This window comes from Vibrio sp. QJM3NY_27 (genome assembly GCF_057785955.1).
Window position 1 is genome coordinate 848151 of record NZ_CM173512.1, and the last position, 22940, is coordinate 871090.

18 protein-coding genes are annotated in these 22940 nt (G+C 45.1%); 12 read left to right on the forward strand and 6 right to left on the reverse strand.

What is annotated here, in order from left to right; genetic code table 11:
- Positions 1-7: 7 nt before the first annotated feature.
- The 3 genes from nfsA to AC3CIA_RS19630 form a co-directional block, all read right to left on the reverse strand.
- Positions 8-730 carry an oxygen-insensitive NADPH nitroreductase gene (gene nfsA / locus AC3CIA_RS19620; protein WP_012600115.1) on the reverse strand — a complete coding sequence of 241 codons (723 nt, stop codon included), beginning with the start codon at positions 728-730 and terminating at the stop codon, positions 8-10.
- A gap of 237 nt (positions 731-967) precedes the next feature.
- Positions 968-2080, reverse strand: a complete 1113-nt coding sequence (locus AC3CIA_RS19625; protein WP_146455078.1) for an OmpP1/FadL family transporter — start codon at positions 2078-2080, stop codon at positions 968-970.
- 186 nt (positions 2081-2266) lie between these two features.
- Positions 2267-3667 carry a DUF1254 domain-containing protein gene (locus AC3CIA_RS19630; protein WP_488519601.1) on the reverse strand — a complete coding sequence of 467 codons (1401 nt, stop codon included), beginning with the start codon at positions 3665-3667 and terminating at the stop codon, positions 2267-2269.
- A gap of 242 nt (positions 3668-3909) precedes the next feature.
- Between AC3CIA_RS19630 and AC3CIA_RS19635 the strand changes: the two genes are divergently transcribed.
- The 5 genes from AC3CIA_RS19635 (at position 3910) to AC3CIA_RS19655 (ending at position 10643) form a co-directional block, all read left to right on the forward strand.
- Positions 3910-5061: an anaerobic sulfatase maturase gene (locus AC3CIA_RS19635; protein WP_488519602.1), complete on the forward strand. Its 1152-nt coding sequence runs from the start codon at positions 3910-3912 to the stop codon at positions 5059-5061.
- Positions 5062-5078: 17 nt separating this feature from the next.
- Entirely contained in the window at positions 5079-5975 is an 897-nt protein-coding gene (locus AC3CIA_RS19640) for a LysR family transcriptional regulator (RefSeq protein ID WP_488519603.1), read from the forward strand.
- 185 nt (positions 5976-6160) lie between these two features.
- Entirely contained in the window at positions 6161-7699 is a 1539-nt protein-coding gene (locus AC3CIA_RS19645) for a sulfatase-like hydrolase/transferase (RefSeq protein ID WP_488519604.1), read from the forward strand.
- 73 nt (positions 7700-7772) lie between these two features.
- A complete protein-coding gene (locus AC3CIA_RS19650; protein ID WP_488519605.1) occupies positions 7773-9221 on the forward strand; it encodes a DUF1254 domain-containing protein in 1449 nt (482 codons plus the stop codon).
- 177 nt (positions 9222-9398) lie between these two features.
- Entirely contained in the window at positions 9399-10643 is a 1245-nt protein-coding gene (locus AC3CIA_RS19655) for an NADH:flavin oxidoreductase/NADH oxidase family protein (protein ID WP_488519606.1), read from the forward strand.
- A 126-nt stretch (positions 10644-10769) separates the two neighbouring features.
- Here the strand turns inward: AC3CIA_RS19655 and AC3CIA_RS19660 are convergent, their stop codons facing one another.
- Together AC3CIA_RS19660 and arcC are read right to left on the reverse strand one after the other, a co-directional pair.
- Positions 10770-11396: a TetR/AcrR family transcriptional regulator gene (locus AC3CIA_RS19660; protein WP_065206653.1), complete on the reverse strand. Its 627-nt coding sequence runs from the start codon at positions 11394-11396 to the stop codon at positions 10770-10772.
- Positions 11397-11520: 124 nt separating this feature from the next.
- Positions 11521-12429, reverse strand: a complete 909-nt coding sequence (gene arcC, locus AC3CIA_RS19665) for a carbamate kinase (RefSeq protein WP_065206654.1) — start codon at positions 12427-12429, stop codon at positions 11521-11523.
- A 396-nt stretch (positions 12430-12825) separates the two neighbouring features.
- On the opposite strand from arcC, the gene AC3CIA_RS19670 reads away from it, so the two are divergent.
- The 7 genes from AC3CIA_RS19670 (at position 12826) to AC3CIA_RS19700 (ending at position 20950) form a co-directional block, all read left to right on the forward strand.
- Positions 12826-14262, forward strand: a complete 1437-nt coding sequence (locus tag AC3CIA_RS19670) for an APC family permease (RefSeq protein WP_488519607.1) — start codon at positions 12826-12828, stop codon at positions 14260-14262.
- Positions 14263-14278: 16 nt separating this feature from the next.
- Positions 14279-15370, forward strand: coding sequence for an agmatine deiminase (gene aguA / locus AC3CIA_RS19675; protein WP_488519608.1), 1092 nt, complete (start codon positions 14279-14281; stop codon positions 15368-15370).
- A 169-nt stretch (positions 15371-15539) separates the two neighbouring features.
- Positions 15540-16586 carry an ornithine carbamoyltransferase gene (argF, locus tag AC3CIA_RS19680; protein ID WP_004732254.1) on the forward strand — a complete coding sequence of 349 codons (1047 nt, stop codon included), beginning with the start codon at positions 15540-15542 and terminating at the stop codon, positions 16584-16586.
- A gap of 175 nt (positions 16587-16761) precedes the next feature.
- Complete coding sequence (locus AC3CIA_RS19685) at positions 16762-18027, forward strand: RidA family protein (RefSeq protein WP_488519609.1); 1266 nt, start codon at positions 16762-16764, stop codon at positions 18025-18027.
- Between the two features lie 177 nt (positions 18028-18204).
- A complete protein-coding gene (locus AC3CIA_RS19690; RefSeq protein ID WP_488519610.1) occupies positions 18205-19188 on the forward strand; it encodes an HAD family hydrolase in 984 nt (327 codons plus the stop codon).
- Positions 19189-19392: 204 nt separating this feature from the next.
- Positions 19393-20088, forward strand: a complete 696-nt coding sequence (locus AC3CIA_RS19695) for an aspartate/glutamate racemase family protein (RefSeq protein WP_488519611.1) — start codon at positions 19393-19395, stop codon at positions 20086-20088.
- A gap of 625 nt (positions 20089-20713) precedes the next feature.
- Positions 20714-20950 carry an HP1242/YdcH family protein gene (locus AC3CIA_RS19700; RefSeq protein ID WP_012600119.1) on the forward strand — a complete coding sequence of 79 codons (237 nt, stop codon included), beginning with the start codon at positions 20714-20716 and terminating at the stop codon, positions 20948-20950.
- Positions 20951-21221: 271 nt separating this feature from the next.
- Here the strand turns inward: AC3CIA_RS19700 and glpD are convergent, their stop codons facing one another.
- Positions 21222-22781 (reverse strand): glycerol-3-phosphate dehydrogenase, encoded by a 1560-nt coding sequence (glpD, locus tag AC3CIA_RS19705; protein WP_488519612.1) that lies wholly within the window; start codon positions 22779-22781, stop codon positions 21222-21224.
- Positions 22782-22940: the final 159 nt, after the last annotated feature.

Sequence of the window (22940 nt, forward strand, 5' to 3'; positions counted from 1 at the left end):
TAACGGCTTAACGTTTGGTCAGCTGCTTGCTGTTCAAGTAAGGCAGGATATGCGGGCGAGATTCGCCAGACAGCTTTTGAGTGATCTGTTGTGACCAACTGCTCTGCTTTTGGTTGCTTGAACGGCTTGCGTAGTAGCTCTGCATTGAATCATCGTAGCTGGCAATTTCATCTAGGCTCAGCGGTTGGTATTGGTTTTCGTGCATCACTACATGAGCAGGAAGGCGAGGCTTAACCTCTGGTTGCTGTGCCGGGTGACCTAAGCACATCCCGAACAATACGGCGGTGTGTTGTGGCAGTTCTAACAGTTCATCGACTTGTTGTGCGCTATTACGCAGCCCGCCAATGTACACGCCACCCAAGCCAAGAGACTCAGCAGCCAGCATGCAGTTTTGCGCCATGATGCCAGAATCGACAGCGCCAATCAGGGTCAGTTCAGTAAAGTCGGTTTTCACTTCAGGGTTGATTTGAGCGTGGCGTTGATAGTCGATACAGAACACCAAAAACTCAGCCGCGTTCTCAACGTAAGCTTGGTTGCCTGCGTATTCGGCTAACAGTTTGCGCTTCTCTTTGTCTGTCACTCTCACGATAGAAACAGCCTGTAGTAAGCTCGATGATGAAGCCGCGAGACCAGCCTGAATAATCACATCAAGTTGTGCTTTTTCAATCGGTTGATTTGTATATTGACGAATGGAGCGATGCCCCAGAATAGTTTCAATCGTGCTGTTCATAACTCTCAGACAGTCCTTGTGGTGATGACGTAGAGAATCACAATAACGACAATTACCATGAGCGTAAAGGGTGTTCGAGCCTTTCTGGTTGGCAGAATGATATTCATGAATTTAAAAGGATTGCTACCACAGCCAATCCTTTTTTGTACGGTTTCCTGCTAGAAGCTAGAAGCTAGAAGCTAGAAGCTAGAAGCTAGAAGCTAGAAGCTAGAAGTGAATAACGCTTAAGAGTTAGCTTTAATGGCGAAGAGACAAAGTGATGAAGTGAACTCTGTTGGTCGAATAGCTGCCAGAAGGCTGAAATAGTCCTGAGTCAGCATTAATTTCACCATGACCTAAATCTTGGTATTGGTAACTCAACCCTAGATGTAAGTCATTGGATATCTTCTTCTCAGCGCCGAATCCGATACGCCACTGTTTATCGAGCGGGAGTAACACATCCCTGTTTTGACTGCTTACAGGGCTCGTGTCACCGCTCAATCCACTGTACAGCAACCAATCCTCATATGTGTATTCCACACCAACCCCAAGAGAATAGGTGGTTGAGTATTTGTCATCATAATCTTGCCATGTTTCGATGTTGGAGCTGAGTAGAAGGTTTAAGTCTTCATTTAATGAATGCTTCAACCCTAAGTTTAAGCTTCGAACCCATGTCAGTTCGGAGCTAATTCCAAAAGCGTTGACGTTATCAAGGGAAAGGTCGTGATCAAATTGGCCCTGATAACTGACACCCAATTGTGTGTTGTCACTGATGTGGTGATTGAGACTCAGGCCGAACCCTAGGTCAAGGCTATCTCCTTGAAGTTCGCGCCCGTTCAAAGCTTGAGTTTCAAGTGCTGCGTGCTGCAATATCAAAGAACCACCAAGAGACAGTTGTTCGCTAACTTGATATGACAATGACGACGTTAAGTTGAGTGCTGAAATGCTATTTTCTTTGATCAATAAAGCAGGGTGCGCGCCAACGCCGTGTGAGTATTCAACGCCAGTGCCGCCAGCTGCGTGCAATGCTGTGCCAACGACCCATTGGTCATTGAGCCTTGATGCGTAAGACAGGTGAGGGAGAACATCCGCGCTGCTTCCTGTGGTCGAAGCCGAGTTATCGTCACGGACAAAAGTGGTTTCAACATCGAGGTATTGAACGCCGAGAATCCAAGCGCTTTCTTCAATGGCCGATAACCCCGCAGCGTTGGTGATCACTGCGGATGCATCGTTCGCGGTTACGTTTCCTGCGCCTGCTGTGCCAACGCTTTTGGTAGTTGCAATCTGAGATAGGTTTAATCCTCCCGCGTGAGCAAGAGAGCTGACTATCGCTGTTACTAAAAGAGACAGTGTGATGAAAGGTGTTTTCAAGAATAGAACCTCATTTTCAGTGTATGAGTTATGTTTCCAGTAATTTGGGTGATGTTTCTAGCAGTTCGAGCCATGCTCTTAGAGAGAAGTCATTGCCACGAGCGAACACTAAGAACGCCGTGGCAATTGACTTGATCGACTTCATTGCCTTAGTTGGATTAATCGACGTAATTAACTTAATTGAGGCTAGAGCTTTTCAACTTGTGGCAGTCGATATTCATTGTCGAGAACGGCTTGAGTTGGCTCATACAGGCGCATGTGAAGATAGAAGTCATCTTGAGGTGCAGGCAGCCAGTTACACGTAGGATCGGTTGGTTTTGCGTATTGAATGCATATTGGCAAGGTGCCGTCTTCTGCGTATTTCAGTTCATCCTTACGATTGGTTGAAATGGAGTAGCGTTGAATGAAGTTCTCAACCATGAACAAGTTTTCAGCATCGTACATAGTCAACGACCAAAAGGCGTCAGCGGGTGCATCGGCTGGCATGGTCATTCGATATTGATTGTCTCCCGAAAGCTGCTCGCCATTCGAGTCTGTGTATCTATTTGGGTAGAGTGCTCGCTCTGGCACATTCAAACCTGCCGCACGCATATTGATGCTCGCTCGGCTTAGATAATCATTTCCGTAACGACCTCCCTCGTACATCATCGACCAGCCGTTATTGACATCGCCGATGCTTCGACCTGCGTATTGAATGATCTGTTGTGAAGACTCAATCGCGCGCATTAGTCCTTTCTTCTGTGCTGAAGTTAGCGCTTTCGGGTTAAAGGGGGTCGATCCTCCAATACCAATTTGTTGGAATTGATCAACGATGGCAGCATCTTCTGGAATCGGGTTTTTACGTAGCTCACGGTCAATCAATGAATACCACTCTAACCCTTCAGGCCTGGCCATGGGTGGGATGCGACCTGTCGAAGCTTTGAGTTCTACGATGTCATGCTCTGCGCCGAGTTGATCGAGTGGGTAGCTGAGGAATTTATCGTGAGTAACCAGTGCGTCATCGAGATCTTGCTCGCCAAACACGCCCGTTCGTTGAATCAACCAAACCATAGGAGTGCGAGACTCTACGACACGATCAATTCCCTCTGGCACTTCGCCAGCCCATCCTTTGTTGACCAACAGCACTTTGGAACCTTGGTCGCCGACATTCTTCACGTGCAGATCTTCAATCGAATCTGAGTAAGCATCCAATAACTGAACAATGTAGTAACGGTTATCGGTGCGAGGAATATCTATCACCATTGGGCCCGACAAATCGAGATCGTAGTGAGCTTGTGAGTAGAGCGTATCGTTGTTGACAGTAGGCACAATTCTATCCTGAGGCCCAGATAGAACGCGTGTCTTACCCATCTCATTCAATGGTGCCATGGCGTTGTCCATCGGCGCGTCAACCGATGTGGTTGTTTGCCTAACCGCCGCCACGGTTAATGGACCCGTACCGTAGATAAACGCTTGAACACCTAAGTTGTAAGCGAGCTCTTCTTCAGGATTAATAGATTGTTGGGCAAGGGATGGCATCGCGATAATACTGGACAAAGAACACACTAAACAGGTCAGTACACTTTTCTTATAGAGCAGCTTTCTCATGGAACACCTTAGATCGTAGGAACAGAGTTAGGCATTTATCATATGAGTAAGTGAGATTAAGGAGTGTAATAGCCGATATTAAGGATGTTAATACGCTACTTTTGTAATTTAACTCATTGCTTTAGTTGGTATTTTTTCTAAGTGGTAAGGCGCTTGGATAGCGTATGTTAATAGGGCGACTGAGGCGCTATTGTTTGATTGATTTGCGGTTGATATGTTGACAAAAAAGTACGGGAATCAATATGAACACATCAACTCATCCTTTTAGCTTATTCATTAAAGCCGAAGGGGCTCAGTGCAATCTGGATTGTAGCTACTGCTATTACCTCAATAGACAAGATGGCGACAAAAGGTCTTCGATGTCTCTGGACATGATGGAGCAAATTGTCGGTGCTCATATCGACGCGCAGCCAATGAAAGCTCAGCAAGTGGACTTTATCTGGCATGGTGGCGAGCCCATGTTAAGAGGGCTCGATTTCTATGAAACGGCAATGAAAGCACAGGCAAGCAAAGCGACGAAAAAGCGTGTCGTAAATACCATGCAGACCAATGGAACCATGATTAACGATCGCTGGGCGAGCTTCTTTGCTAAACACAATTTCATGATGGGCATCAGTATCGATGGCCCCAACATTCTGAATGATATCGCTCGGATCGATAAAAATGGTCAGTCGTCTTTTGAACGTACAATGCGTGGGATGTCTTATCTAAAAAAGCACAACGTTGAGTTTAATACGTTAACGGTCGTGAATAATAAAACCTACAAACACGGCAAAACGATTTATCAATTTTTGGTTGAAAATGGCAGTGGTTATATGCAGTTTCAGCCTTGTATCGATCATGAGTTGGACAGGCGAACAGGGCACGACTGGTCGCTAACCGGTGAGCAATGGGGGCTGTTCCTTTGTGATTTGTTTGATGCTTGGAGCGCCAATGATGTCGGTAAAGTGTATATCCAGTTTTTTGAAAATTGTTTAATGGTGTTGATGGGCTACCAAAGCCAAATGTGCCATCACAGTGCGACTTGTGGACAGCAATTAATGGTTGAGCATGACGGTAGTGTTTACAGTTGTGACCATTATGGGTACCAAGATCATCAACTGGGTACTGTGAATAGTGATAAGCTTGCAACCATGGCGAGTTCACCTGAACAAATAGCGTTTGGCACCAACAAATATCATGAACTGAACAGCACTTGTCGAGGTTGTGATTTTGTTGAGCTTTGCCAAGGTGGCTGCCCTAAGAATAGAATAGCAACAACCGAAGATGGCAGCGCGATGAATCATTTATGCCAAGGGTATGAGATGTTTTTTCGTCACGCATTACCCAAATTATTGCCAATGGTAGAAGCGATGAAAAAAGGGTATTCGCCAGCGTACTTCCCACTTTTCTAAATAACTTGGAGTCGGGCATGACCAGAGATCTAAACTTACTGCGGCTTATTTTGGTGCTCAATGAAACTCGCCAAACGGTAAGCGCAGCAAAAGCCTTGAACGTAAGTCAGCCGACAATCAGTGTCATGCTTCGTAAGCTCAGAGAACAATTTGATGATGAATTGTTTGTTAGAGATAAAGCGAGGCTTGAACCTACCCCAAAATGCTTGAAGCTTATCGAAACCTTGCCTCTGCTATTAGAGCAGCTAGACAACCTTTATATCCCCAATGAAGAGTGGGACTTGGAAGATTTAAGAGGGGAGGTTCAAATCATGTTGCCTTCCCCATTGTTGATCCCAGTGGGTGTGCCGTTAATCAAAAAGCTGACCAAAGAAGCGCCACAAGTGACGTTTCAATGTTCACCTTGGTTAGATAATGGCGTCCAATCCCTAGAGACCAACCGCATGTGTTGGGGAGTGAGTTATCTTCCTATGGACGTCAATAAAACCCTGACTGAGCGACCGGTTGGCTTTGATAAGTTCATGTTGGTGCTAAGAGCTGATCACCCAATTCAAGGTAATTCCCTTGAGGACATTCTGAAATACCCACTCTGTATCAATATGATCCCTGGTTACATTCAGCCATCCAAGACTGAAATGTTGATTAAAAAATACGACTTAGATAAACATATCGGGCTCAGAAGCAACAATATGAATTTGATGCTGGAGATCGTTAAGGACAGCGACTTCATCTATGTGACATCGTCGAAATGCCGCTATTTGCTTGATCACTCTTATCGCTGTATTGAGCTACCGCCGGAACTGTTGAAAGACACCTATCGTCGAGAGTTGGCCCTATTTACTCACCAAGCAAACCGCAATAACCCGTTCACGGATTGGCTTCAAAAAGAAATTACGGCAATCATTCAATCCTAACGTCACGCTACTATTCCATCTAAATAACGCCCCCCTTCTAGCAGCCACTATTAAAAATCGTAATAGTGGCTATCAAGCCATTTTTGGCGTCTTTCTTATACCATTTACCTCACAACGGTTCGCTGAGACATACACAATTTTCGTTGTGACTCCAGCGATTTACTCATAGTGAATGAGGGTTATCAATGTATAAGTCTTTTGTTAAATCCGCTTTGGCGCTCTCGGTATTGGCGAGCGTCAACGTACATGCAGCTAGCCAACCCAATGTGGTTGCTATCATGCTCGATGATGTGAGCCCAACGGATCTGTCAGCTTACCATCGTGGCTTAGGTGCGGTGGACACACCGAATATTGACCGAATTGCAGAGCGCGGCATGATGGTCAGTGATTATTACGCACAAGGCAGTTCTACTGCAGGTCGCTCTGCCTTTATCACGGGGCAGTATCCATTTCGTACAGGCTTAACGTCTGTCGGTCAGCCGGGCTCTTCCCTTGGCCTTCAAAAAGAAGACCCAACCTTAGCCGAAATGCTGAAAGACAAAGGTTATGCGACCGTGCATGTCGGTAAAAGTCACTTAGGCGACAACAATAGCCACCTTCCAACAGTGCACGGCTTTGATGAATTCTTCGGTTTCCTTTATCACCTTAACGTGATGGAAATGCCAGAACAGCCAGAGTTTCCTAAAGACCCGAGTTTCAGAAGTCGCCCTCGTAATGTGCTTCACACTGTGGCAACCGATACGGTGAATATGAAAGAAGACCCTAGGTTTGGTGTTGTCGGTAAACAGACCATTGAAGACAAAGGCACGCTCGGTGCGAAGCGTATGCAGACAATCGATGGTGAGTTCTTAGACTTTGCCATGAACTGGCTTGATAAGCATGAAGCCGAGAAAGACGAACAGCCTTACTTCATGTGGTACAACCCAACGCGCATGCACCAAAAAACGCACGTTCGTCCGGAGTACCAAGGCGCGAGCCAAATCAACACCTACTACGATGGCTTGATCGAACTTGATGACCAGATCGGTGTGCTGCTCGATAAGCTTGAAGACTTGGGCGAAATCGACAACACCATCATTCTCTTCACATCTGACAATGGCGTAAACCTAGATCACTGGCCTGATTCCGGCTCTGCCTCATTCAGAGGACAAAAGGGTACGACTTGGGATGGTGGCTTCCGTGTGCCTATGCTGGTCAGCTGGCCAGATAAAATCCCTCAAGGTGAATACACAGATGGCTTCATGACTTCTGAAGATTGGGTGCCAACCATTATGGCTGCAGTGGGTGAAGGCGACATTAAACAAGAATTGCTTGATGGAAAAGAGTTAAACGGCGAGCGTTATCAAGTTCACTTGGATGGTTATAACCAACTGGACATGTTGACCAAAGGCGAGCCGAGTCAACGTCATGAGTTCTTCTTCTACAACGAGCAAGATTTGAATGCCTTCCGAGTTGATGACTGGAAAGTGCACCTAAAAACCAAAACGGAGTGGATTGCGCCGCCTGAAGAGTGGCCACTAGGGATGCTGATTAACATCAAGGCCGATCCTTACGAGCGTAGCCCTGATACTCGAGGTTGGTTCTTATGGATGAAAGAGAAGTCTTGGGTATTACCAAAACTGCACAAAGCAGCCGCGAAATATCAGAAGTCTCTTGAAGCGTTTCCACCAAGACAGAAGGCTGGTGGTATTGGTATGGCAGACAAATCAGTGGTTGCTGATTAACGCCAAATACGACTAATGCAAGGTGTGCTGTAACAAGCGCACCTTCCGTAATCGCTTTTAGTTAGGACATTAAATGATGAAAAAAAATAGACTTGCGGCAGCACTGGCTTGTGCTTTCATGGTTGCACTTCCGTCGCCGGTACTAGCGAGCCAATCCGTGGACGCGACGAGCGCAACTATGGCAACAAAAACAGCAATGGCGATAAAAACGGAAACTCTACCCGTTGAGATGGCGAGTTTAGCGTCGCTCAAAAAGGATAATCAGCTATTGGCACAACTTGCCTACGAGTACGCGTACTCAATAGATGAAGCCTACAAATACTTTTACAAAACCGTCGTTGAGCAAGACTACCCTTTGAATCGATTCCAAAATATTCGAATACTTGCTGACGACACTTACACTGCGCATCCGACGATTAACAATGACACGTTACACTTGATGGGATGGATGGACCTAGCAGCAGAGCCGGTCATCATTACGATTCCAGACCATGATGAAAATCGATATTGGTTGTTCCATACCATGAATATGCAGCACTTTACTGACTCGGCTTTTGGCTCTCCACAGCGAGGCACAAAAGGCGGCAGTTTCATGTATGCAGTTGAAGGATGGAAAGGTGAAGTGCCTGCGAGTGTCGACCAAGTGATCTATGTCGAGCACCCGCTGGTCAAAATGATGGGTCGAATCATGGACCTTGGCGGCGACGATTCTGCAACTGCTCAAAAGTTAATGGATCAATGGAATATTAGGACGTTGTCGGAATACTTAGGTCAAAAAGGGCCTGCTCCTGTTGAGCGCGTGTATCCCGATCCTGAAGACTCTAATTGGGTCGAGCGAACCAATTTCATCCTGTCTGAAGGAACAATGAAGACGCATGACCAAAAGCTGCTTGAACAATTCGAGTACATTAGCTTGGGAGATTCTGAATTAGGCAAAGCTAATCATCCATTTACGAAAGAGCAGCTTCGTATGATCGAGTCTGGTCAAAAAGATGGACTGGAGCGAATTATTAATGCGGGCTTTGATGATTCACGTGACGTGTTAGGCACTCGCGATGAAATGACCAAGGTTCCAAGCTTTCAACACGCCTACGGTACCTTAATGGGCCAATGGGGGCTGCCTGCAAAACACACTATGTATAGCGGTGACTTCTTTGATAGTGAAGGTGGTGCGCTCGACGGTAGTAAGTATGATTACACGGTGACCTTCGATGCGCCACCGCTAGAAGAGGGTGGTTTTTGGTCATACACGGCTTACAGTGGTGAAACCCGATTGATGGAGAAAAACGAGTTAAACCGTCATTCCCGTGGAGACAGAACGCTAACGCCTAATGCTGATGGCAGTTACACCATTTACATGGGTAGCGATATAAAAGGGCATGAAGATGATCCTAACTTCTTACCTATCCCCGATCACCAATGGTATTCAGTGTTACGCATGTACACGCCCGGTGAAGAGGTAAGAACAGATAAATGGAAATCGACACCATTTACCAAGGTCAAAAAAACCACGATAAAGTGATGACTTAAACTGCCTGTTTAAGGTTTTGTTTATAATCGATTAATGCCAGCTGCTATGCCGCTGGCATTTTATTATTGAGTGAAACTTGCTTCGAAATAGGCACTAAATGCTCAGAACTGTCGGATAAAATAGGGCATACTGGATGCAATATATAGACCAAAGAAAGTAACCACGCGCATGAATCCGATCTGCCTCAACGACCCTTTTTCTCTTCCTAATGGCCAAGTGATCAAAAATCGCCTGTTTAAATCAGCAATGAGTGAACAGCTAGGTGATAAACACCATAATCCTAAGCAAGGTTTAGTCACGCTTTATGAGCGTTGGGCTAAAGGAGGAATTGGCCTATCCATGACGGGCAACGTGATGGTCGATAGAGGCGCACTTGGTGAACCTAAAAACGTTGTGTTGGATGAACAAAGTGACTTAACCGTATTTCGTGAGTGGGCGAGTGCCGGAACACAGAATGACTCTCAGATATGGATGCAACTGAATCATCCTGGTAAGCAAATTCCTAAGTTCTTATGCGATAGCCCGGTTGCTCCTTCGGCTATCTCTTTAGAGCGTGGATTAGAAAAAGGCTTCAATAGGCCACGAGCTCTGACTGAGACGGAAATAATCGCAATCATTGATAAATTCGCGCTGAGTGCAAAGCTTTCAAAACAAGCGGGTTTTACTGGTGTGCAGATCCACGGTGCTCATGGTTATCTTGTCAGTCAGTTTTTATCTTCGAGACACAATCAACGCCAAGACAAATGGGGTGGGTCACTTGAAAACAGACTTCGTTTTGTACTTGAGGTTTATCGCGCGATTCGAAAAGAGGTCGGTGACGATTTCCCTGTCGGGATTAAGCTTAACAGCGCCGACTTCATGAAAGGTGGCTTCACTGAAGAAGAGTCGATGCAGGTTGTGCAAACACTGAGTGATAACGGTATCGACCTGATTGAGATCTCCGGCGGCACCTATGAAAGCCCATCAATGATGGGGTCGAAAAACAAAGCCGAGCCATTGAAGACCAGCACAGTAAAGCGTGAAGCGTATTTTATGGATTACATGGTTAAGGCGAGAAAGCTTGTGAGCACGCCGCTGGTGGTCACGGGAGGTTTTCGAACCGCGCAAGCAATGAATGAAGCATTAAACACTTCGGCGACCGATTTTATTGGTATTGCGCGCACAATGGCGGTTGATCCTGATTTCCCTAACAAGTTAATTGAAAACCCTAGCCACGGCATGCCTCTAACGGTGCCAACCACAGGAAAGCCCGCTTTAGACAAAATGGCGATGGTCGGGCTGGTTTGGTATGAACATCAGATGTGGCGCATCGCTTCTGGCAAGAACGCCGACCCTAAACTAAGCGCATTAGGTGTGGTGGCAAAAACAATTCTCAGCGCCGGCTGGCACACTTTCAAGAAGCGCAGAGCGTAGAAGTAATGGCTTGTTAAAGCAGAGCTTTGAGGAATTGAAGTTCTGCTTTTTTGTTTGGTCAGCGAGTTTAGTCTGGTCTGCGAGCGCAAATAGAAAGGTAAGACGTTTTCGGGATTACAGTTTCTCTTAATGCGTATGCTGCATGTTGGGTTCTGTTCTTTGACAGATATGCGGAATATACAGCTTAAGGTAAGACTCAGTCAGTCGGATAGCTTCATTGGCAAGTTCTGGTGTGATGCAGCCATGTTGGCGATAAGATAACGAGTATATTTTATCTGCGACTTGCAGTGAGATAGCGAAGACATTGATGGATTGTGGTAACTGAGGAACATCAAAAAACTGTCGATAAATCGTTTCTACTTCTTTACCAAGAATTAAGTCATTCTCGGTGTCTGCATGACCTAACTCCGTGAACGTATGACGACCTAATATAAGTTTTTTGGCAATCGGGTGATCGTTGTAATAATTCACATACGCTGTTTCAATCATGCGATTGATGTCAGTCCAATGATTAACATGCTCTGCATCTATACATTTACCGAGCAGAGAGTCGAAATCAATAAAAACGTCATCTAATAGATTATGGAATAAATTTTCTATATTTGGGTAGTGATGATAAACCGTGGATGTTGCCATTCCACACTCTTTAGCAACATCATACATTGAAATATCAGTAGCTTCGCGGCGTTCCATTAGTTGCACAACAGCATCATGAATTCGAATTAACTTTTCTTCGGTGGTTACTTTACGCATCTAATGATTCTCACTATTATATGGAACACAAAAAACATAAAGGGTTTTCAAGCAAAGTTCCAACTGGAATATAAAAACTTAGGCTTTATTACCCTTTATTTATATAAAGCATTATAACCCAATATTAAGCATTAATATGTGTCCCCGTTTTTCCTTCTATGATCTCTAACGCGCTAGATAGATCACCAATGTATCCATGCTGTTTTGTTTTTTCTACAAATTGACAACATGCGTCGACCTTCGGCCCCATAGAACCGGCTGGGAAAGTGTACTTTTTCATTTGTTCAACTGACACGTTCTCAAGCTTCTCTTCCTTTGGGGTTCCCCAATCTAAACAAACATGAGAGCCGTCAGTGAGGATCAGCAAATGTTCTGCGCCGATTTCTTCTGCGATAAGAGCCGCTGTCATGTCTTTGTCGATTACCGCTTCAAAACCCACATAAGCGCCATCTTTTTCCACTACTGGAGCGCCACCGCCACCACCACAAATAATAAGGTGCTCTTTTTCAAGTAAGTCTTTGATAGCCTTTATTTCTAGCACTTCTTTTGGCGAAGGCGATGGCACCACGCGACGCCAGTGTGCCCCGTCAGGTTTCACAATCCATTGGTTGGCTTCTGCGAGTTGTTTGGCTTGTTCTTCTGTATAGATAGGGCCAATAAATTTGGCTGGGTCGGCAATTGCAGGATCATTCTCGTCGATAACAATTCGAGTCAGAATCGTGGTCGTAAAGCGGTCTTTAATCGCAGCATTTAGCCCTTGCTGGATAAGGTAACCAATCATCCCTTGAGTCTCGGCACCAAGCACATCAAATGGATAAGGGGGGCAATCTTTATAAGCATTGTTCTGCAATGAGAGCAGGCCGACTTGAGGGCCGTTTCCATGCACAACCACTAAACGGTAATCTTTGCTGAGTTCAGCCAAAGAGCTGGCGGTTTGCGCGATGCTCTTTTTTTGGTTTTCACAACTCATTACTTCACCACGCTGTAGTAAAGCATTCCCCCCGACAGCAACAACAATAATAGGCTTCGACATGTTTAACTCTCCAAATAATATTTTGCTCTTGGCAAATAAGTTGGTTTGAATTGTATTTAAATATTGTCGGTGTCGTGGGGATAAAAATCACAATTCGATTTGTGCTCAATATTCCATAGTTTTAGTCGTCTATATGTCACAGAAAGCCTTAATTATCCCTAGATTAACTAGATATGTGATCTTGGTTTTGAAATAGAAAATGTATTTATTAATCGAATGGTTATTGACCAAAATCAAGTATTCCGACTTTTAGCATTATAAATCTAATATTTGTTGGGTTTATTTTGTTTTTACCCCGAACTCGTTTGTGTAAAACCGATATTCAATTTTCATCCCAGTTCACTTCATCGCTTTGCCGTTTAATTAATCCCGAATTAGAGATTAAGGAGCTAAGAGATGAGTAACGAAACGCAAGGAAAAATGGGGGTTACGGGAATTGCACTCTTTACACTGTGTGCCGTCTTGGTGGTCGACACATTAACCGCGTCAGCCAGTATTGGTGTCAGTGCCATTGGTTGGTGGGTGTTAATGCTGGTCTTCTTTGTCATTCCATATGGCTTAATTACTTCCGAACTGAGTACCACCTACCCAGGTGAAGGTGGCATTTACGATTGGGTAAAACAAGCCTTCAACTTTAAATGGGCAGTGAGAACAACGTGGTTTTACTGGATTAACGTGGGTTTATGGATGCCTGCGGTATACATCATGTTTGCAGGGATGTTTGCCGAAATCTTCATGCCAGATCTGTCTTTATGGGGACAAATCGCCATTTGTATATTACTCACCTGGTTAACGGTTTTGATTTGTAATGTGTCGGCCGACATCGGAGTGTGGGTCACCAATATTGGCGCAATATTAAAAATTGTCGTGATCAGTACATTGGGTGTAGGCGGCTTTATCTATGCAATGAAAAACGGCGTTGCCAACGAATTTACGTTGCCAGCTATGATGCCTTCATTGGATTCTGCAGTCTCTTTCTTACCAGCGATTGTGTTCAACCTAATGGGTTTTGAATTGGTTGCGACAATGACTAAAGAAATGAAAGACGTTCGTGATATGCCTAAGGCCGTCTTCCTCTCTATCGGTATCACCGCTTTCTTATACATCTTCGGTACGGTAGGGATTTTGATGGCGCTACCTGTCGAAAGCATTGGCTTGGTGTCTGGCCTTATCGACACATTTAGAACACTTTTCGGCACTGGTGTGGTTGGTACAGCTATGGTGTACATCTTCGGTACTTTCGCTTTGTTAACGCTAATCGGCAACATGGTGAGTTGGACAATGGGCGCCAGCCGAGCTGCTGCTGAAGCCGCTCAAGAAGGTGAACTTCCAGCGCCTGTCGCGAAAGTGTCAGAGAAAGGTTCCCCTGTTGGTGCAAACAACATTACTGGCACGGTATCAACGGTCGTCATTCTGTCTTACGCGCTGTTTGCTCAGGGCAATGATGATCTGTTCTGGTCGATATTTGCCTTCTCTAGCTGCATTTTCTTACTTCCTTACCTGTTCATGTTTCCGGCATACCTAAAGCTTCGAGTGGTTGATGGTCAACGCGAACGCCCATTCAAAGTACCTGGCGGTATGGCGGCTCAATGGGTCATGTCGATTGTTTGTTTCTTGGTCGTCCTTCAAGCCGTGATCTTATTCATTTTCCCAGAGGCTCTTGATCTAACCGTTGCCGATTGGGGATACACAGGACCTGTTTTGATTGGCGTGATTGCCACCATCCTTGCTGGTGAATGGATTCTTCTAGGCGCTCTAAAACGCAAGAAGCAGCAGGGTTTAGACGATAACGACACGACCGAGACACAAGATAAAAAAGAAGCTCAAGCATAATTTAGGGGACATAACGATGAAAAAACTGATTGATACCACTCCAAAACATGATGGCTTCAGAATGCCAGGAGAACACGAGCCACATAGCGAAATTTGGATGGCTTGGCCAGAGCGCACTGACAACTGGCGCAATGGTGCCAAACCAGCACAAGCGGTGTTTGCAGATGTGGCTACCAAGATCAGCCATACAACACCAGTCACCATGCTTGCGAGTTCTGAGCAATACGATAACGCGGTATCTCGTTTACCAGAGGACATTCGAGTGTTGGAAATCTCGACTGATGACTCTTGGATGCGCGACATCGGTGCAACTTATGTTGTTGATGACAGTGGTGAGCGCCGAGGTGTGGATTGGGAATTCAATGCATGGGGCGGGTTTGTGGATGGTTTGTATTCACCGTGGAATCGCGACAACCAAGTCGCGCAAAAGATGTGTGAAACCATTCGTGACTCCAGATACCGCGCTCCAATCGTACTAGAAGGCGGCTCAATTCACGTGGATGGAGAAGGCACGCTCTACACAACCGAAGAGTGCTTATTACACGAAAGCCGTAACCCAGACATGAGCAAAGAAGAGCTGACGGAAGTGCTTTGCGAGCACCTCAATGTCGAGAAAGTGATCTGGCTACCTCGTGGTTTATACAACGATGAAACCAATGGTCACGTGGACAACATTCTCCACGTCGTGAAGCCGGGTGAAGTGGTTCTAACGTGGTGCGATGACAAGAACGATCCTCAATATGAGATCAGCAAAGAAGCCTATGACTACATCACCAGTCAGACCGATGCCAAAGGTCGTCAGATAAAAGTACACAAGCTGCCGATGCCAGGCCCTCTTTTCATGACCGAGGAAGAAGCGGCAGGTATCGATATCGCAGATGGAATGGAGCGAGAAGCGGGTGAGCGTTTAGCGGCGTCGTATGCCAATTACTTGATTACCAATAACCAAATCGTGTTGCCTTTGTTGGATAAACGCTACGACAACGATGTTATCGGGATCTTGGAAGGCATCTATCCGGGCTACGAAGTGAATGGCGTCCCGGCTCGAGAAATTTTGTTAGGTGGCGGCAACATCCACTGCATCACCCAACAAGTACCAAGAGTTTAGTTACAACGATAAACCTAATAGCAACTAAAGACTGAGAACAGTCGTTAACACCAATATTTAATCCCAAACGTAGCGGTTCTTGAAAGTGATGGCAGGTATTCAAAATCAAATTGCCATGAAAGTGAACTGAAAGAACCGCGCACAAAATTATGAAAAATAGGAACTTATTATGAAATTACCTTCTTCTAGCGCAACTGAACTAAACAAAGCAAACCTAGAGCACATGGTTTCCATGAAAGATTTCTCTGTAGAAGAGATGGACAACATGATGGAGCTGATGACTCACCTGAAGCAGGCGCGCAAAGACAACGCGATTCCACCACTGTTCAAAGGCAAGTCAGTTGGGATGATCTTCGAAGCGGGTTCTACTCGTACACGCGTTTCTTTCGAGGTGGCGGCAACACTACTGGGTGGTCATGCGTTATTCCTATCACCAAAAGACATTCACTTAGGTGGCAAAGAGTCGATTGATGATACTTCTCGTGTGCTATCACGTATGTGCGACATCATCATGGCTCGAACCAATAGCCCTGAAACACTAGATGGCCTACTTGAAATGTCGACAGTACCAGTAATCAACGGCCTTGATACGCGTTTCCATCCAACTCAAATGCTTGCGGATCTCTACACGATCAGAGAGCACATTACAGATGGACGTAAGCTATCAGACCTAACCTTAGCATTCATGGGTGACGCGACGGATGTGTGCCGTTCACTGATGCTGACTTGTGCTAAGTACGGTATGGGCTTTAAGCAAATTGGTCCTAAGAAGTACCACATGGAGCAAGAATGGATCGATATGGCGCTGAACTTCTGTGAAGAGTCTGGTGGCACGATTGAAATTACTGATGATGTAGAACGCATCAGCGACTGTGATGTGGTGTACGGCGATAGCTTCTACTGGGTGACGCAGATGGATGAGAAGGAAGAGCGCCTTGCGGCATTCATGCCTAACTACGTTATCACAGAAGAGCTAATGGCGAAGGCTCGCCCAGGTGCAATGTTGCTTCACTGCCTACCAGCGAATGACAAAGAAGAAGTGACTCGCGGCGCGCTAGAAAGTGAATACTCAGTGGCGTTCGATGAAGCAGAAAACCGACTCACTGCTCAGATGGCGATTTTAGTGTACTTCACACATAAAGATGCGGTTATCCCAACCCAAGAAACCGTTAAGCATCACGAAGAAAAAATCAGCAGCTTCTTAAGCACGCTGTAGATGTTTATTCGTGGGGGCATCACTGCCTCCACTGTTTAAAGTGAATTAAGCTGGACCAGTATTTATCACGATTTATCGGTTCGGCTATTTTTGTGCCCTTTATTTTGAACTATCGATAAACACGTGGCCGACTGGCTCTATCTGACATCAATACTCGAATAGGAGATGTATCGACATGAGTGCCGATATTATTAAAGTTTCAAGAAACACTGAAGATGCACCACTGAGCCCTTTCTCGACACAATCGGTGGCATTCTCACACTACAATAACCTCTCTGCTCAATTACCGATTGACCCTAAAACAGGCAGCCTGATCTCTGGCTCTTTAGAAGATCAAACCAAGCAGTGCCTATTAAACATTCAAGCGATTGTGGAGAGTATTGGACACCGCATGCACGACGTTGTGAGAGTAAATATATACTTAAAAAACATTGTAGATATCGATGTGGTTAATGAAATCTATGCGTCGTTTTTCCAACACTATGTTCCCACATGCACGACACTCGCTGTCGCTGATTTACCGCTCGAAGGCGCTCACTTGCAGATGGACGCTGTGATCTCGAATGGTGAAGGCACTTACCCACAAGCAGCTTGTGAGCTAGTTAAAATCGCCAGAAATACTCCATACGCGCCAGTCAGTTCTCTATCGACTCAGACGGTTGCTTTCTCTCACTATAATCACATTTCAGCTCAGCTACCGATTGACCCGCAATCGGGGAGCATCGTCGTTGGTGGAGCAAAAGAGCACGCGATTCAATGCCTCAAAAACATTAAATCGATACTGGAAAATGTTGATGTTCCTCTTGATGACATTGTGAAGGTGAATATTCATGTGAGAAGCCTTGATGACCTTGCAGCAGTCAATGAAGTGTATACCACCTTCTTCCCGGACTCCGCTATTGCAAGGGCTGTCGGATACATGCCTGCGCGCTCGGTGACGGTAGTTGAAGGCCTTGCAATGGGAGCGTTAGTACAGATGGATGTGACCGTGTCACACGGCGATGGCACTCCGCCACAAGTGGTTGAAGACCGACATGGGATTGTAATTAATGCGAACAATACCAAAGCTGCGCCAATAAGCCCGCTTTCAACGCAAACTGTGGCCTTTTCACACTACAACAATATCTCCGCTCAATTACCGATGGATCCAAGAGTTGGAGCGATTGTTTCGAATGGCGCAAAAGAGCAGGCGATGCAGTGCCTGAATAACATTAAAGAAGTGATTGAGAGCGTTGGTCATGTCATGGATGACATCGTGAAGTTGAATATCCAATTAAGAGACATGGCAGATCTAGATGTGCTCAATGACGTGTGCACGCATTACTTTGACGGTCCATTGCCTGCGCGCACGGTTATCGGTGTCTCTGATATTCCTACGGGCGCTTTGGTGCAAATTGATGCAATTGCTTCCAATGGTGAGGGAACCCCGCCTAGCCTTTAAGCGTTCTATGTAGCCTCAAAACAACGAGGGTTGGCCGTGAGGTTAACCCTCGTTTTACGTTTGTTTCAATACCAACATGAGTATTGGTTATACTGTCCATAAGTGGAAAATTAGAGTAGACCAACTAGGATGAATTGAATTAAACCCTACAATTAATTCAACAACATGGTAGTTGCTATGAAGAAAATAACTCTTTTATCCGTCGCGATCTTATCCAGTCTCTCTTTCTCATCTTTTTCTAAAGATTGTGATCCCAATTTGTTGCCTTCTTGGAAGGAAAGCGAGAGTAAATCCGCTATCGTCGACTTTGTTGGGCAAGCCACCCAAGCTGAATCTGATACGTTCGTGGCGATTGAAGATCGTATCGCCGTATTCGATAACGACGGTACGCTTTGGTCAGAAAAACCTTACTACTTCCAACTAGCCTTTGCACTAGACCGTGTAAAAGAGATGGCGCCTGAACACCCTGAATGGAAAACAGAAGCACCGTTTAAGTTTGTGCTTAAAGATGATATTGAAAGTGTTCTGGGCAGCGGTGAGGAAGGGCTATTGAAAATCATCATGGCGACACATTCTGGTATGACAGTTGAACAATACCAGCAAGACGTTAAGCAATGGTTGGCGGTAGCAAAAGACGAACGCTTCAATAAAGCGTACACAGACCTGACTTATCAGCCAATGAAAGAGATGCTGACCTACTTACAAGAGCATGATTTTAAGACTTACATTGTATCGGGCGGAGGTGTTGATTTCATGCGAGCGTGGGCTCCGCAAGCTTACAACATTCCTAAAGAACAGATCATCGGCAGCGCGCTTAAATACAATTACAGCTACAACGATGGTAAACCGACGGTTATCAAGGAATCATCCATTTTGACCATCGATGACAAAGCCGGAAAGGTCACTAACATTCAGCATATTATCGGTAAGAAGCCTATTTTAGCCGTAGGTAACTCAGACGGTGATCAAGCAATGATGCAATGGGCAACGAGCCAACCAAATTCAATGGCTATGATTGTTCATCATACTGACGCTGAGCGCGAGTGGCAGTACGATCGTAAGTCTCATGTTGGTAAGTTGGATAAAGCGCTAGATGAGGCGAACTCTAGAGATGATTGGACGCTGATCGACATGAAATCAGATTGGTGCGAGGTGTACTAACGTCTAGTTTACCTTAGTCAAAACCACAAAGGCTCGGATTTTTAATTCGAGCTTTTTTGTTCGCGGACGTTTTTGAAATCAGAGGTTTGGAATGAACGCTTGAAAACAATGAAGTCTGAATGCCTCGCTATAAGCAAGAACGTACTATAAGTTCTTAACTCATGACGGTTTAATCGGATAGTCGAAAAATAAAGGAATAGAAACATGAAAACGATCGGTTTGCTCGGCGGTATGAGTTGGGAGTCGACAGTAAGCTACTACAAATCCATCAATGAGGGCGTTAAAGCGACCCTTGGTGGGCTCAACTCTGCAAAGGTTTGTATGTACAGTGTGAACTTCGATGAGATAGAAAAGCTGCAGCACCAAGGTCGCTGGGCTGAGGCTGCTGATATCTTGTCAGACGCGGCCTTATCGGTTGAGAACGGCGGGGCGGACTTTATCCTGATCTGTACCAATACCATGCATAAGGTCGTTCCTGAGATCGAAGAGAAGATCACGATTCCTATCTTACATATCGCAGATACCACGGCGCAGAAGTTACTTGAGAAAGGAGTGAAGAAAGTCGGATTGCTCGGCACCGCTTTCACGATGGAGCAAGATTTCTATAAAGGGCGCCTGACTAACAAGTTTGGTATTGATGTTGTGATTCCAGATGAGAGTGACCGACAGAAAGTGCACAACATCATTTACCAAGAGCTGTGCCGAGGTGAAGTAAGAGAAGAATCTCGAGCTATCTATCGTCAAATCATTGAGAAGCTAAGCCAGCAAGGTGCAGAGGCCGTTATTTTGGGATGTACTGAAATAGCCCTGCTGATTCAACAGCACCACACCGATGTTCCTCTGTTTGATACCACTGCTATTCATGCAGAAGCGGCAGTACGTTTGGCGACGAGCGACTAACATTTAGCGACTCGTTTTTTAGATCCTCGTCATGGCTCCACAACTGTCCTCTTTCAGCTTTTGATCGATTTTTATTCAGTTGAGTGAAAGTTTTTTGTACAAAAGCAGGTCGTTAATTAATGAAGCAATGCTTTGTTCATTAACCAAGGCTTTATCGGTAGGTAAGGCTTTAGTTAATGGCTGAGGTATCTGCGTTTTTAAGCACTATGCTTTAGTCATGACAAAAAGAGGATTAATTATGAAATGGCTTATCTTATCTGTAACGCTATTGTTTGTGGCAGGATGCCAATCGACAGGCTCTGACACATCTTCACATGATCAAATGAATCGAGTTCATTCTGGTGGGTGTAGCAGCTAATCCTTTTTTGAAAATACTTTTTAGCTGCTGTTATTATCATTTCTGTCACTGTTCTTATAAAGAGCCCCCTAAAAAGCCTTGTGATTACACGAGGCTTTCTTCTATGTAAAATAGCGTATCCCACCGATTTATGTTGTAAATTTGTGAATCTGAATTGTCTATATTCTAGGCTGTGTACTGGATCTCATTTGTTATTTGAAGCACTTGCTAAGGTTAATAATGAAATGTGCTTAATACCAATCACTTTACTCAACTTAAGAGGTTTCTATGCTAGGTGAAAATCACTCTCTTGTTCACGAATTTCCTGAAATGAAAGACAAAATTGCTGAGCTTGCTAAAACTGACGATGGCTTTGCAGCAGATATGAAGACATACGACAACCTTGATAAAGAGATTCGTAAACTAGAGCTGAAAGATTCACCCATTGATGACGGCTCGATGCACCAACTAAAACATGATCGTTCTGAGCTTAAAGATTCACTGCATGCTCGTTTAATTGCCTAACTAGCGGGTTATTTTGCTGAATAGCTAAATTAAATAGTTAGTTAGCGGATTGCAGATTGAGACAATAAAAACTCCTTCGGGAGTTTTTTTCGTTTCTGCGTTCCAGTCTCTATCGAGCGCATGAGAATATTTAGATACAAGAAACCATAGATATAGGCAAACTCAATTAGCACTAAGATTTTGTAAATAGGGCGGATGTAAAAAAGCTTAGCGCGGGGGACGCTAAGCTTCGTTGTTAATCATGTTCTGAAGCATGTCTAGGCTGGTGGAATTAGCCTACTTGAGAAAAGCTCACTACCTTGCTTTGTCGTTTCTCTTTCAGATAATCCGTTACTGCTTGCTGCTCTGATTCACTCATGTACAGGCCAAGCTTGGTTCTGCGCCACAAGATGTCTTCGTCAGTCATCGCCATCTCTTCATTGATCAAGTAATCGATTTCAACTTGATAAACGCCATGTGCTTCGCTTGAGAATTGGACGCCAAGGTCAGCTTCGCTATTTGCGTCTTCCAGTAGCTTCCACGTGTAAGTACCAAATTGAGTCACGTAGCGAAGCAATAGCGCTTCAGATGCCCAAGGGTATTTAGTGTGGATCATCTTCGCAAGCTGCTCTCTGCTGCAACTAAAGTTACCACCTGGAAGCGTGTCGTTAGCTGTCCATGGTGCACCCATGTTGGTTAGGTGTGGTTCAAGCTTCTTAAGTGCCGCTTCGCCGAGTTTACGATAAGTGGTTAACTTGCCACCGAAGATCGAAAGCAGTGGTGCTTGATCAAGCTCTGCGTCCAATTCCAATGTGTAGTCACGAGTGATTGCTTGTGGTGAATCAGATTCATCGTCACAAAGCGGTCTTACGCCACTGTATGTCCAAACTACGTCTTCACGACCGAGCTGTTTAACAAAGTGCTGGTTAACAATATCAATCAAGTAATCCACTTCGACATCATCAATTGCGACGTTACGTGGGTCGCCTTTGTATTCAAGGTCGGTAGTGCCGATGATCGAGAACTTATCTAGGTAAGGGATCATGAACACAATACGATTGTCTTTGTTTTGCAGAATGTACGCTTGTGGTTCGTCATGAATGCGTGGCACAACAATGTGTGAGCCTTTGATCAGACGAATATTACGAGGCGAAGCCTGCTCTAATCCATCATCAAAGAACTGTTTAACCCAAGGACCAGCAGCGTTAACAAGCGCTTTTGCTTTGCGTTCAAAGCGTTGGTTTGTCATGACATCAAGGATCGTTACATGCCAAACACCACCTTCACGGTGCGCTTTTTCAACACGGCAGTAGTTACGTACTTCTGCGTTGTTCTCTTTTGCCGCCAGCACGTTGAGCAATACCATGCGTGCATCATCTACCCAGCAATCTGAGTATTCGAAACCTGTCTTCATCTCTGGCTTCAGTAGCCCTGATTTTGCTAGGTTGACTGTCTTACTTCCAGGAAGCGTAGTACGTTTACCCAAGTTATCGTAAAGGAATAGGCCACAGCGAATCATCCAAGCTGGGCGTAAAAATGGTCGATGAGGTAAACGGAAGCGCATTGGTTGAGCAACATGAGGTGCTTTTCTTAGCAATACTTCGCGTTCTGCAAGTGCTTCTGAAACTAAACGAAATTCGTAATGTTCAAGGTAGCGTAGGCCACCGTGGATAAGCTTTGAGCTAGCAGAAGACGTCGCAGACGCGAAATCATTTGCTTCGTATAAGCCAACGTTTAGACCACGACCTGCTGCATCTGCCGCGATGCCTGCACCATTGATGCCGCCGCCAATCACGATCAAGTCTAAAGTGGAAGATGTACTGTTGTTTGAATTATTTTGTTGAGCACTCATGGTTTTGACCTCTTCTGAGCGAACGAGCATTTTAGAACATAATTGAATCCTATATGAACTTTCGTTTGCGGTCATTTATTATTTTCGTTTATGCGCGTTTTATGTGATTTGGGCATAAAAAAACCTCTGCTTATGAAAGCAGAGGTTCAAATAAGTCTA

Excerpts from the sequence above, each read along its gene's own strand:
- argF (WP_004732254.1), top strand. The coding sequence starts at position 15,540 with ATGAAATTACCTTCTTCTAGCGCAACTGAACTAAACAAAGCAAACCTA.
- AC3CIA_RS19640 (WP_488519603.1), top strand. The coding sequence starts at position 5,079 with ATGACCAGAGATCTAAACTTACTGCGGCTTATTTTGGTGCTCAATGAA.
- AC3CIA_RS19645 (WP_488519604.1), top strand. The coding sequence starts at position 6,161 with ATGTATAAGTCTTTTGTTAAATCCGCTTTGGCGCTCTCGGTATTGGCG.
- AC3CIA_RS19695 (WP_488519611.1), top strand. The coding sequence starts at position 19,393 with ATGAAAACGATCGGTTTGCTCGGCGGTATGAGTTGGGAGTCGACAGTA.
- AC3CIA_RS19670 (WP_488519607.1), top strand. The coding sequence starts at position 12,826 with ATGAGTAACGAAACGCAAGGAAAAATGGGGGTTACGGGAATTGCACTC.
- arcC (WP_065206654.1), bottom strand. The coding sequence starts at position 12,429 with ATGTCGAAGCCTATTATTGTTGTTGCTGTCGGGGGGAATGCTTTACTA.
- AC3CIA_RS19630 (WP_488519601.1), bottom strand. The coding sequence starts at position 3,667 with ATGAGAAAGCTGCTCTATAAGAAAAGTGTACTGACCTGTTTAGTGTGT.
- AC3CIA_RS19635 (WP_488519602.1), top strand. The coding sequence starts at position 3,910 with ATGAACACATCAACTCATCCTTTTAGCTTATTCATTAAAGCCGAAGGG.
- AC3CIA_RS19660 (WP_065206653.1), bottom strand. The coding sequence starts at position 11,396 with ATGCGTAAAGTAACCACCGAAGAAAAGTTAATTCGAATTCATGATGCT.
- aguA (WP_488519608.1), top strand. The coding sequence starts at position 14,279 with ATGAAAAAACTGATTGATACCACTCCAAAACATGATGGCTTCAGAATG.
- AC3CIA_RS19650 (WP_488519605.1), top strand. The coding sequence starts at position 7,773 with ATGATGAAAAAAAATAGACTTGCGGCAGCACTGGCTTGTGCTTTCATG.
- AC3CIA_RS19655 (WP_488519606.1), top strand. The coding sequence starts at position 9,399 with ATGAATCCGATCTGCCTCAACGACCCTTTTTCTCTTCCTAATGGCCAA.
- AC3CIA_RS19690 (WP_488519610.1), top strand. The coding sequence starts at position 18,205 with ATGAAGAAAATAACTCTTTTATCCGTCGCGATCTTATCCAGTCTCTCT.
- AC3CIA_RS19700 (WP_012600119.1), top strand. The coding sequence starts at position 20,714 with ATGCTAGGTGAAAATCACTCTCTTGTTCACGAATTTCCTGAAATGAAA.
- glpD (WP_488519612.1), bottom strand. The coding sequence starts at position 22,781 with ATGAGTGCTCAACAAAATAATTCAAACAACAGTACATCTTCCACTTTA.
- AC3CIA_RS19685 (WP_488519609.1), top strand. The coding sequence starts at position 16,762 with ATGAGTGCCGATATTATTAAAGTTTCAAGAAACACTGAAGATGCACCA.
- nfsA (WP_012600115.1), bottom strand. The coding sequence starts at position 730 with ATGAACAGCACGATTGAAACTATTCTGGGGCATCGCTCCATTCGTCAA.